An 11,384-nucleotide genomic window follows, 5' to 3' on the forward strand; every position below is an offset into this window, starting at 1 on the left:
CTAGCCTTCGACCCGTTCAACGTAGACGCGGATCCTGCCGCCACAGGAAAGTCCCACGCGCCAGGCGGTTTCGTCGGCAACGCCGAAATCAAGGATCCTCGGCGCGCCCGAAGCGATCACGTCCGCCGCTTCGGCAATGACGGCGCCTTCGACGCAACCGCCGGAAACCGAGCCCTGAAAATTCCCTTCGCCGTCGATCACCAGATGGCTGCCGACCGGGCGCGGGGCCGATCCCCAGATCTCGATCACGGTGGCGATCGCCACCTTTCGCCCCTCCTTCATCCAGGTTTCGGCGATGTCGAGCGGATCCAGAACATTTGCAACTGCCAGCATGTCGCCACCCTCCCATCGGACGATTACCGTGAACCCAGGAAGCGCCTCGGGTCCGCCTGCCGGGAGCCCTGCCCGGAAAGCGCCTTCACCAGTTCCCCAATCGATTCAAGATTGTGCACCGCCCGGAATTCGTCAACATGCGGCAGCATCGCTCTGACACCGCGCGCTCGGGCTTCGAAGCCGTCGAAGCGCAGCAGCGGATTGAGCCAGATCAGCCGGCGGCAGGACCGGTGCAGCCGGTCGATTTCGATCTCGAGATCGCCCACGTCGTCACGCTCCAGGCCATCGGTGATCATCAGCACGATCGCGCCCTGCCCGAGGACGCGCCGCGACCAGCGTCTGTTGAACTCATGCAGCGTTTCGCCAATGCGCGTACCGCCGGACCAATCCTTCACCGCGGCGACACAGTCGTCGATCGCCGCATCCGGATCGCGATTGCGCAACTGTCGGGAGACATTGGTGAGCCGCGTGCCAAAGAGGAAGGTATGGACGCGCCGCCGTTCCTCGGTCAGCGCATGCAGGAAATGCAGGAAGATGCGGGTGTACTGGCTCATCGAGCCGGAGATATCGGCAAGCACGACGAGCGGGGGATACACAACACGCCGCTCCCGGAAGCGCGGCAGGATCAGTTCCCCGCCGAAACGCATGGCATCTCGCATCGTGGCGCGCGGGTCGATGCGGATCTGCCTCTTCGATGGACGGAAGCGGCGGGTGACGACGCGATCCAATGGCAGCGTCAGCGCGGAAAGAGCGCGCTTCGCCTCGGCGAGTTCGGCAGCGCTCATCTGCGCGAAATCGGCCCGTCGCAGCAATTCGCGGCCCGAAACCGTGAAGCGTGCGTCGATATCGATCTCGGGTTCCTCGCGTGCGGGACGATCTGCCTCGTGCCCGGACAGCAGCGCGTCGCTGACGCGTGTCTCGCCGGCCCGGCGTTGCTGGCGCTCGCTCTCGCGCTCCGGCGCCAGCGGCGACATCATCGCGATCATCTTCTCGACGAGACCGCGCGACCGCCAGAACAGACGGAAAGCTTCGTCGAAAACCGGCAGGTCCTCGTGGCGCTTGACGAAGACGCATTGCAGCGTCGCGTAAAACGCTTCGCGCCCGCCGATCCCGATCAGCGCCACCGCATCGATGGCGTCGGCGATGGCGCCAGGTCCGATCTTGATGCCGGCGCGACGCAGGGCGCGCGCGAAAAAGACGATGTTGTCGGCAAGGCGCCCGTCACCTTCGCCTGCCGGCGGGAGAATGGCACTATCGCTGCGCTCGCCCCGCTCCTCCATCTTCAGCCCGCCGCCAGCAGTTCCGCCTTGACTTCGGCGAGCAGCTTGCGCCCCTCGGCGCCCTCGATCCTGGCGATGTCGTCCTGATACTTGAGCAGCGTTCCAAGCGTGTCGGCGATCGTTTCCGGATCGAGCGCCAGCCGGTCGAGCTCGGTCAGCGCCGTTGCCCAGTCGATCGTCTCTGCAACGCCCGGGTTCTTGAAAAGATCGATCGTCCGCAGTCGCTGCACATAGGCGATGACTTCGCGCGACAGCGTCGCGTTGCAGCCGGGAACCTTGCGGCGGATGATTTCCAGCTCCTGCGCGGCCTTGGGGTAATCGACCCAATGATAGAGACAGCGGCGCTTGAGCGCGTCATGGATCTCGCGGGTGCGGTTCGTGGTGATGATGACAACAGGGGGTTCGTCCGCCCGGATCGTACCAAGTTCCGGAATGGTCACCTGGAAATCGGACAGAACTTCGAGCAGGAATGCCTCGAAGGCTTCATCTGTCCGGTCGAGCTCGTCGATGAGGAAAACGGGCGCGCGGCCCGAATTGGAAGAAATTGCCTGTAGAACCGGACGGCGGATCAGGAACCGTTCGGAAAAGATGTCGCTTTCGACCCGTTTCCGATCGACCTTGCCGGCCGCTTCCGAAAGCCGGATTTCCAGCATTTGCGCCGGATAGTTCCATTCGTAGACGGCAGAGGCGACGTCGAGACCTTCATAGCACTGCAGCCGGATCAGCGGCCGATCGAGCGCCTTGGACAGAACCTTGGCGATCTCGGTCTTGCCGACGCCTGCCTCGCCCTCGAGAAAAAGCGGACGCTTCATCCGGAGCGCCAGGAACAGCACCGTCGCCAACGCCGTTCCTGCGAGATAGTCATGCGCCGTGAGCAGCGCCATCGTCTCCTCGATGGACTGCGGCAGGCCAGTCGTCGCCTGTGTCGCCATGTCTCCTCCGCCACGGCTCGAATCGATCGTTTTGATATTGGCAAGCGAATGAATTCTCTCTGCCAACTCAAAGGCTTATGGCAATGTTCTCATGTCCGCCGGAACACGCGATCTCGCCACCTAAAACTTATAGCGAGTGGTATCCGCGGTCCACATAAATGAGCGGCGGTCGCGCCGGTCCGAGGGAGACGTCGACGACCTCGCCGAAGAGTACCAGGTGCGTGGCAATCGTCTTCACCTCGATAAGACGGCAATCGAACGAGGCGATCGCGTTGGTAAGGATCGGAGAGCCCGTCGTCAGTTTGGTCCACTGGCCAAGGGCAAAGCGCAGATCCATGTCGAGTTGATCGCGACCGGAAAAGGCGTGTGCCATCGCGCGATGCTCGTCGCCCAGCAGATTGAGCGCAAAACTGTCGCTGCGCGTGAAGATCTCGTTGCGCGGATTGGCGCCGTTCAGGCAGGCCAGAACCGTCGGCGGACTATCGGACACGGAGCAGGATGCCGTGACGGTGACACCACGCCGTTCGGTACCATCGGCCACGGTGATGATCTGCACGTGACCGGCCAGGCGACTCATTGCGTCACGGTAACTGATGGGGTCCAGCCGGGTCTTGTTCAACACTTCTTTCTCCGAGCGAAGTCAGTCACATACATAGACAGTACCGGGAAATATGAAACCCGCTGCGAGGAGAATCTTGCAGTTCTGCGACATGGCCGCGACGCGGATCGTGTCATCTGCGCCAGAACGCACATCTTTTCCTTTGACGCCGCGGGGCACATCCTTAAAACATGCGGCCACTACCGTGCCGCGCGCCCGTCGCATCCGGCAACGGATCAGGCAATGTTTGGCTCGCCGCAGTTCGGATCGCACCCGATCCGGAACAAGCGGCAGCGGAGAAAGTGAATGCTTCGATCGATCGTCGCCAGCCTCGTCGTGGCCGGACTGGTACAGGCCGCACCCGCCGCGGCAGCCGGCATCAAGGTGGCCGTCGTCGCCCCGGTCGAGGGCCCGTTTGCACTTCTCGGCAAGCAGATCATCGATGGCGCCGCATTCCAGGCGGGCGACCGCGGCAGCGAGATCGTCGTCATTCCGGAGACCTGCAGTGTCGCCGGCAACGAAGCGCTGACGAAGGCGCTGCTTGCGGCCAGCGCCGAGGCGGCGATCGGCTTCCTCTGCACCGAAAGCCTGGACGCGACACTTCCGGCGCTTGCCGAAGCAGGCATTCCTGCCATTACGCTGAGCGTGCGCTCCGATATCCTGATGGAGGATGCGCTGAAGAAGAAGTGGCCGCTCTTCCGACTTGCGCCGAGCGGTAACGCCGAGGCCGCGGGCATTGTCGACACGATCGTTCAGCGGTGGAAAGACAAGCCGATCGCATTGATCGACGATGGAACCATCCACAGCCGGGAACTGGTCGAGAGCGTGCGTTCCGCTCTGGGCGAGATCGGCCTGACACCGGTCTTCACCGACACCTATCGACCCGCCCAGGAGCAGCAGGTCAGCCTGGTGCGGCGACTGGTGAAGAGCGGCGCAACCCATGTCTTCACCGGCGGCGATCGACAGGACACGGCGGTCATTGCGCGCGATGCCCAAGGCGAAGGTGCGAGCCTGACGCTTCTCGGCGGCGATGCGCTCAATGCTGCCGATCTCACCGTGCCGCTGGCCGATGGCGTTTTGGCGGTCACCCTGCCCGAGGCATCCCAGTCGCCCGAGGGCAAGCCGGTTGCGGACGCCTTGCGCGCCGCGGGAACCGAGCCGGATGGTTACGTTCTGTCGGCCTTTGCCGCCGTCTCGCTGCTCGAGCAGGCCAAGGACCAGGCGGAGAAGGACGACAAGCCGCTTCTCGACGCCTTCGCAAAGGGACCCTACCCGACGGTGCTCGGCCCCATCGCCTTCAATGCGCAGCACGAGCGCGCCGACAATCCCTATCACCTGATGCAGTGGCAAGGCGGCCGCTTCGTGCCGGCGCCCGCTGAAGGAACCGCCCAATGATGCGCACCGGACCGCTGAACCTGATTACCGACGTTGCTGGCCTGACGGTCGGCAATGCCGAGGATCACCGGCTGAAGTCCGGCGTCACCGCCATCGTCTGCGATCCGCCGGCAACGGCCGCGGTTCAGGTGCTGGGCGGCGCGCCCGGCACGCGCGAAACCGATCTGCTCGATCCGCACAACACGGTGCAAACCGTGGACGGCCTGGTGCTTTCCGGCGGTTCGGCCTTTGGCCTCGATGCTGCATCCGGCGCCCAGGCGGCGCTCAGGGAAATGGGCCGCGGCTTTGCCGTTGGTCCGCACCGGATCCCGATCGTGCCCACCGCCATCCTGTTCGACCTCATCAATGGCGGTGACAAAGACTGGGGACGCTACCCGCCCTACCGCGAACTCGGCTTCGAAGCGGTTCGCCGCGCCGGCCCGTCGTTTGCGACCGGAACTGCAGGTGCCGGCACCGGTGCTTTGACCGCGACCTTCAAGGGCGGCCTCGGCTCGGCATCGACCGTTTTGCCAAGCGGCATCACCATAGGTGCGCTGGTCGCCGTCAACGCGCTCGGTTCGGCGACCGTTGGCGATGGCCGGCATTTCTGGTCGGCACCCTTCGAACTGAATGGCGAGTTCGGTGCCCTCGGCCTGCCGCATCCCCTGCCCGCCGACGCTGCCGATCTCCGGATCAAGTTCCGCGGCCGGCAGTCTGCGGCTGCGAACACGACGATCGCGGTGATCGCGACGGATGCGGTGTTGACCAAGGCCGAGGCGAAGCGCTTGGCGATCGCCGCCCATGACGGTTTTTCCCGTGGGCTCTGGCCGGCGCACACCCCGCTCGACGGCGATCTGATCTTCGCGCTTGCGACCGGCGCCAGCGGCAAGAACCCGACGGTGGAGGATTTCATCGACCTTGGCGCCGTGGCGGCGTCGACCATGGCACGCGCCATCGCCCGGGGCGTTCACGATGCGACGCCTGCGGAAAACGACCTCATGCGCTCCTGGTCTGAAAGCGCCTGACGCAGCTTTGATCGTCGGCATGTTGTTTGCCGGCCTCGGCGGTGCTATTCCCGGCGAAAATGAGAGCATATCGCGCAAAAATGCTGAGCGGTTTTGCGATAGCGACATGCAGAGTATCTAGCCGGAGCGCGCCATGAGCCACCCCATTCGCATTGCCCCGTCGATCCTGGCGGCCGATTTCTCCAAGCTCGGACAGGAAGTCCGCGACGTCGTCGATGCCGGCGCCGACTGGATCCATCTCGACGTCATGGATGGTCATTTCGTGCCGAACATCACCTTCGGCCCCGATGTGATCAAGTCGCTGCGCCGCTACACGGACGCGACCTTCGATTGCCATCTGATGATTTCGCCGGCGGACCCGTTCCTCGAAGCCTTCGCCAAGGCGGGCTGCGATATCCTGACTGTGCATGCGGAAGCCGGTCCGCACCTCCACCGTTCGCTGCAGACGGTCCGGTCTCTCGGCAAGAAGGCAGGCGTTTCGCTCAACCCGGCAACACCGGAAAGCGCCATCGAATACGTGCTCGATGAGGTCGATCTCATCCTGGTCATGACGGTAAACCCGGGCTTTGGCGGGCAGAAGTTCATCGATGCCACGGCTGAGAAGATCCGTCGCATCAAGGCGATGATCGGTGATCGTCCGATCGAGATCGAAGTCGATGGCGGCATTGCGCCCGACACGGCCGCCGTTGCCAGCGGTGCCGGCGCCAACGTGCTCGTCGCCGGTTCGGCGATTTTCAAGGGCGGCTCCGTCGAAGCCTATCGGGCGGCGATCGAAGCGATCCGCACGCCTGCCGAGAAGGCCTATCGATGAAGGCACGCGCGGCACTACCCGGCGTGCTTTTCGTGGCTGCCGTAGCAGCCGCATCGCCAACCTTCGCCGGCGACTATGCCGCGCTCCAGCCGATCGGCTTTTCGGCCGACGGCAATGTCTTCGCCTTCGAGGAATACGGCGTTCAGGATGGCTCCGGCTTTCCCTATTCGACGATCTACGTGATCGATACACGCGATGACAGTTTCCTTCCCGGCGCTCCGGTGCGAGCCGTCGGTCGCGAGGATGGCACCCCGCTCTCCAAGCCGCGCCACGAGGCACGCCGCCGCGCCGCGCCGCTGATCGACGCCTATCGCCTGGCCGATGCGCCAGGGCTGCTTGCCGCCTTCAATCCGATCACCGAGGCGAACGCCAAGCCGCTGGCGCTGACCTACGATTCCTTTGCCGCCGACGAAGGGTTCCGCGAGACCTATTCGGTGACGCTCGAAGAGAAAACTTTCGAGCCGGAAGGTATCTGCAAGGACTTCCTCAAGGAGGTCAAAGGCTTTCGTCTGTCGATGACGATGAAGGCCGGAAAGCCGACGACAGACGTGTTGCAGAACGATAGTCGCCTACCGGAGAGCCGCCGCTGCCCGACCGGTTATCAGGTCGGCGGCGCCATCACCCACCGGAATGACGATGGCTCGGAAACCCATGTCATCATGGTTCTCGTCAAGTCGCTCGGCTTCGAAGGCACGACCGATGGGCGTTGGATCGCGATCCCCACCCGGATCGCGAAATGAACGACACGGCGGCCGGCGTCGAGGCGAAGGCAGATCCGGCGCCGGAAGGCGCCCTGCCTCGAAGCCGGCTTACCCGATCCATCCCGACGATGCGCGAGCTCGTCGTCGGTGCGCCGCTCTGGGGCGGCGCAATGGCGCTGTCGGCCTGGTATAGCCTCTGGCTCCGCGAACGTGCACTCACGTTTCATCTCACCGAACTGCTTTTGATCTTCGGCTTCGGTGCGCTTCTGGCGTGGCCGCCATCGCTGTTCCTGGCTCGCTTTGCGGCGCTCGGGCGTCGGCCCGAGACGCGTCTTGCGGCCTACCTCTTTTTCCTGTCGCTCGGCACAATCGCGATGACGGCGATGCTCTATGCCCTCGACTATCGCCAATTCTACGCCCGATGGCACGCACCCTTCGGCACGCGGACATGGTTCTTCCAGTTCGCCTTCACCTCGCTCGTCGCGTTCTATCAGTTCCTGGCTCTCGGTCTTCGCCTCTATCTGCCGGTTGGCGGTGTTATACTGGTCGCCGTCAGCCTGTGGCTGGCAAGCGGCCGACGCCAATGTCGTTGAGCTTCACGGCTATCTTTGCTAGAGGCACGGCCATCCTCCACTGACGACGAAAGCTAAAGCCCATGATCCCGCGTTACTCCCGGCCGGAAATGGTGGCCATCTGGTCGCCGGAAACCAAGTTCCGCATTTGGTTCGAGATCGAGGCCCATGCCTGCGATGCGCTTGCCGAAATCGGCGTGATCCCGAAGGATGCGGCCCGCACCATCTGGGAAAAGGGTGGCGCTGCCACCTTCGACGTCGCGCGCATCGACGAGATCGAGGCCGTCACCAAGCATGACGTCATCGCCTTCCTGACGCATCTTGCCGAATTCGTCGGCCCTGACAGCCGCTTCATCCACCAGGGTATGACCTCGTCCGACGTGCTCGACACCTGCTTCAACGTCCAGCTCGTGCGCGCGACCGACCTGCTGCTCGCCGACCTCGACAAGCTGCTCGAAGCTCTGAAGCGCCGCGCTTTTGAACACAAGGACTCGGTGACGATCGGCCGCTCGCATGGCATCCATGCCGAGCCGACCACCTTCGGCGTCAAGCTGGCGCTTGCCTATGCCGAGTTTGACCGCTGCAAGCAGCGCCTGCTGGCTGCACGCGAAGAAGTCGCCACCTGCGCGATCTCCGGCGCCGTCGGCACCTTCGCCAACATCGACCCGCGCGTCGAAGAACACGTTGCCAAGGCGCTCGGCCTGAAGCCGGAACCGGTTTCGACCCAGGTCATCCCGCGCGACCGTCACGCCATGTACTTCGCGACCCTCGGCGTCATCGCGTCGTCGATCGAGCGCCTGGCGACGGAAATCCGCCACCTGCAGCGCACCGAAGTGCTCGAAGCCGAAGAGTATTTCTCGCCGGGCCAGAAGGGTTCGTCGGCAATGCCGCACAAGCGTAACCCGGTCCTGACCGAGAACCTGACGGGTCTCGCCCGCATGGTCCGCGCCTTCTCGATCCCGGCGATGGAAAACGTTGCCCTCTGGCATGAGCGCGACATCTCGCACTCCTCCGTCGAGCGCATGATCGGCCCGGATGCGACGGTGACGCTCGACTTCGCGCTCGCTCGCCTGACGGGCGTGATCGACAAGCTGCTCGTCTATCCCGAAAACATGACCAAGAACATGAACAAGTTTCGTGGTCTCGTTCACTCGCAGCGCGTGCTGCTGGCGCTGACCCAGGCCGGCGTGTCGCGTGAGGACGCCTACCGCCTCGTGCAGCGCAACGCCATGAAGGTCTGGGAACAGGGCAAGGACTTCTTCGAGGAACTGCTGGCCGACACGGAAGTCCGTGCGGCGCTTTCTGAAGAGGACATCCGCGAGAAGTTCGATCTCGGCTACCACACCAAGCACGTCGATACGATTTTCAAGCGCGTCTTCGGCTGAGCCTGACCGTCCGCGGGCCACGAGTCCGCGTTGCACCATATGAATATGCCCGCATTTGGCGCACATCGCTCAAATGCGGGCATTTTTGTTAGGTGGATGTTCAATCATTGCGTGCAACGATCAGGACCTGTCAACTAAGGTTTCTGAGGATCACATGACCTACAAGGACAGTGTCGAGCGGGCGACCCAGCGCACGCAAACGAAAATCACTGGAACGGTGACCGTCAAGTCCGGCTCCAGCAACGGCATCGTCAAGGACCTTTCGGCCGAGGGCATTTGCTTTCAGCTGCTCTTCGACATCGGCGCCAAGACCGGGCAGGAAGTAACGATCAGGAGCGAGGAACTCGGCTTCCTGACCGGCATGGTCCGCTGGTACCGCGGCGACAAGATCGGCATCAAGCTCAATCTGTCCTCCAATACGGCGGCGCAGATTTCCTCCTATTACAAGCACTTCCGCTAGACCGGGAGCCGGCCATCGCTCCCGCTGCAAAGCGCCGCAAGTCGATTGAACTGCGGCGCTTTTTGCGTTGAGCGGGTGCGTCGGCTTTCGCTGCGAAGCGGTTGCCGGCAATTACCGTGAACGGGCGCGCGGACCTGGCTCCACCATCTTGCGATAGAGATGCCATGTGGCGTGGCCGAAGATCGGCATGATGACGGCGAGACCGACAAAGACCGGGATCGAGCCTATTACGAGGCCGGCAGCAATGATGAAGCCCCAGAGCGCGACCGGTACCGGATTGACGAGGGTAGCGCGGATCGATGTCTCGACCGCTGCAACCGCGCCGACGTCCCGATCGATCAGCAACGGGAAGGACACGACCGTCGTCGACAATACGATGACGGCGAAGACGAAGCCGACTGCGTTGCCGACGAGGATCAGGTTCCAACCCTGTTCCGTGCTGATGATCCCGTTCCAGAAGGCCGCGATCGAATCCGGCGGTTCGGCTCCGAAGATCTGCACATAGAGTGCCTGGGCGACCAGCAGCCAGACGATGAAGACCGCGAACAGCATGGCAGCAACAGCCATGATCGACGGCAAGGCCGGGGAGCGATGCAGGCGAAGTGCATGCGGCCATGAATAGTCCATGCCGAGTTCACGCCGTCGACTGACTTCGTAAAGGCCAATCGCAGCAACCGGGCCGATCAGGGCGAAGCCCGAGACCAGTGGGTAGAGCAACGGCAGCATGTTTGCGCCCGCGCTCCAGGTGATCAGCACGGCGCCGGCAATCGGGTAGATCAGGCAAAGGAAGACGTAATGCGACGGCTTTTCGCGAAAATCCTCGAAGCCGAGACGCAAGGCGTCGAAGACGTCCGAGACGCCAATCTTCTTTATCCCGGGGTGGGCGACACTCGCGTCCGCCCCCGACAGAACATGGAATGTTGTCATGGCTCACACTCCTCAACGAACCAGAGCGGCCACGGAACAGCAATGCGACGAAACCAAGTCGCACCAACCGCGACCGTCATGTCGATTATACAGAAAATGCAGCCGCTGTCGCCTGCCGCATGTTTCCGGAGATCGGCGCCGATTTTAGGGAGCGAGCCATGCGGCACTTCGCGGTGCTGCGGCCACCTGGGCGCGCCTTGAATGATGCGCGGCGCCGCAGGCCTTGACTTCGGCCGCGTTCAGCGCCACATCGCGGCCATCATGAAGGTATCCGACGCCCATATCCTAATCGTTCCTGGTTACACCAACTCCGGACCGGAGCACTGGCAGACCCGTTGGGAGCGCAAGATGTCCACCGCACGCCGCGTCGAGCAGGCAGAGTGGGCAAAGCCCGTGCGCGAGGATTGGGTGGCGCGCATGGTCGAAGAGGTCAACGCAGCTGAAAAGCCGGTCGTCATCGTCGCACATTCGCTTGGCGTCGCGACTGCGGTGCACGCCCTGCCCCATTTCAACAAGCCAATTGCCGGCGCGTTCCTCGTCGCACCTCCGGATGTGGCCAATCCGACGGTCCGTCCGAAGCACCTGATGACGTTCGGCCCCTATCCGCGTGATCCCCTGCCGTTCCCGTCGCTGATGGTTGCAAGCCGCAACGATCCTTTCGGCTCCTACGAACATGCAGACGATATCGCCAATGCATGGGGTTCGCTGCTCGTCGATGCAGGCGAATCCGGCCACATCAACACTGAATCCGGCCATGGCCCCTGGCCGGAAGGGACGATGGTGTTCGCCCAGTTCCTGAGCCGCCTGAAGCCCTGATGCATCGACGGGCTGGTCGACGCCCTGGCAATCCTGCCCGCTCCTATTAATCCGACGTTCATTGTCCCCGGTCATCATCGGCCGGCATGGCAGCGTGACTCGCCCTCCAGAGGGCTTCGAGCGCTGTCGAATCTCGATTTGCAGCCAGATTTCCGGCTCTCAGCCTCAGG

The 11,384-nt window shown here is 63.3% G+C and carries 13 protein-coding genes; 8 read left to right on the forward strand and 5 right to left on the reverse strand.

Annotation, left to right across the window (positions count from 1 at the left end; translation table 11 throughout):
* The 4 genes from LAC81_RS08380 to LAC81_RS08395 all read right to left on the reverse strand — a co-directional run bounded on the left by LAC81_RS08380 (position 1) and on the right by LAC81_RS08395 (position 3,122).
* A complete protein-coding gene (locus tag LAC81_RS08380) occupies positions 1-333 on the reverse strand; it encodes an XdhC family protein (protein WP_223727453.1) in 333 nt (110 codons plus the stop codon).
* A 23-nt stretch (positions 334-356) separates the two neighbouring features.
* The gene (locus LAC81_RS08385; protein ID WP_223727454.1) at positions 357-1,613 is read right to left on the reverse strand and encodes a vWA domain-containing protein; all 1,257 of its coding nucleotides are present in this window, start codon (positions 1,611-1,613) and stop codon (positions 357-359) included.
* 2 nt (positions 1,614-1,615) lie between these two features.
* On the reverse strand, positions 1,616-2,545 hold the full coding sequence (locus LAC81_RS08390) for an AAA family ATPase (protein WP_223727455.1): 930 nt from the start codon (positions 2,543-2,545) through the stop codon (positions 1,616-1,618).
* Positions 2,546-2,672: 127 nt separating this feature from the next.
* Positions 2,673-3,122, reverse strand: coding sequence for a flavin reductase family protein (locus LAC81_RS08395; protein WP_113540134.1), 450 nt, complete (start codon positions 3,120-3,122; stop codon positions 2,673-2,675).
* A gap of 327 nt (positions 3,123-3,449) precedes the next feature.
* Between LAC81_RS08395 and LAC81_RS08400 the strand changes: the two genes are divergently transcribed.
* The 7 genes from LAC81_RS08400 to LAC81_RS08430 all read left to right on the forward strand — a co-directional run bounded on the left by LAC81_RS08400 (position 3,450) and on the right by LAC81_RS08430 (position 9,471).
* Positions 3,450-4,538: a branched-chain amino acid ABC transporter substrate-binding protein gene (locus tag LAC81_RS08400; RefSeq protein WP_223727456.1), complete on the forward strand. Its 1,089-nt coding sequence runs from the start codon at positions 3,450-3,452 to the stop codon at positions 4,536-4,538.
* Entirely contained in the window at positions 4,535-5,542 is a 1,008-nt protein-coding gene (locus LAC81_RS08405) for a P1 family peptidase (protein WP_223727457.1), read from the forward strand. Before LAC81_RS08400 ends, LAC81_RS08405 begins: the two co-directional genes overlap by 4 nt.
* A gap of 133 nt (positions 5,543-5,675) precedes the next feature.
* Positions 5,676-6,353, forward strand: a complete 678-nt coding sequence (gene rpe / locus LAC81_RS08410; protein WP_223727458.1) for a ribulose-phosphate 3-epimerase — start codon at positions 5,676-5,678, stop codon at positions 6,351-6,353.
* Positions 6,350-7,093 (forward strand): DUF2259 domain-containing protein, encoded by a 744-nt coding sequence (locus LAC81_RS08415; protein ID WP_223727459.1) that lies wholly within the window; start codon positions 6,350-6,352, stop codon positions 7,091-7,093. Before rpe ends, LAC81_RS08415 begins: the two co-directional genes overlap by 4 nt.
* Positions 7,090-7,647 (forward strand): hypothetical protein, encoded by a 558-nt coding sequence (locus tag LAC81_RS08420; RefSeq protein ID WP_419195810.1) that lies wholly within the window; start codon positions 7,090-7,092, stop codon positions 7,645-7,647. The genes LAC81_RS08415 and LAC81_RS08420 overlap by 4 nt, the downstream gene beginning before the upstream one ends.
* Positions 7,648-7,709: 62 nt before the next feature.
* Positions 7,710-9,011 (forward strand): adenylosuccinate lyase, encoded by a 1,302-nt coding sequence (gene purB, locus LAC81_RS08425; protein WP_223727460.1) that lies wholly within the window; start codon positions 7,710-7,712, stop codon positions 9,009-9,011.
* A 154-nt stretch (positions 9,012-9,165) separates the two neighbouring features.
* The gene (locus LAC81_RS08430) at positions 9,166-9,471 is read left to right on the forward strand and encodes a PilZ domain-containing protein (protein ID WP_113540031.1); all 306 of its coding nucleotides are present in this window, start codon (positions 9,166-9,168) and stop codon (positions 9,469-9,471) included.
* A 111-nt stretch (positions 9,472-9,582) separates the two neighbouring features.
* Here the strand turns inward: LAC81_RS08430 and LAC81_RS08435 are convergent, their stop codons facing one another.
* On the reverse strand, positions 9,583-10,398 hold the full coding sequence (locus tag LAC81_RS08435) for a DUF2189 domain-containing protein (protein ID WP_113540032.1): 816 nt from the start codon (positions 10,396-10,398) through the stop codon (positions 9,583-9,585).
* Between the two features lie 261 nt (positions 10,399-10,659).
* Here LAC81_RS08435 and LAC81_RS08440 point away from each other — a divergent pair, with 261 nt between their 5' ends.
* Positions 10,660-11,214, forward strand: a complete 555-nt coding sequence (locus LAC81_RS08440; RefSeq protein ID WP_223727790.1) for an RBBP9/YdeN family alpha/beta hydrolase — start codon at positions 10,660-10,662, stop codon at positions 11,212-11,214.
* Positions 11,215-11,384: the final 170 nt, after the last annotated feature.

The organism is Ensifer adhaerens (assembly GCF_020035535.1).
Classification (GTDB): domain Bacteria; phylum Pseudomonadota; class Alphaproteobacteria; order Rhizobiales; family Rhizobiaceae; genus Ensifer.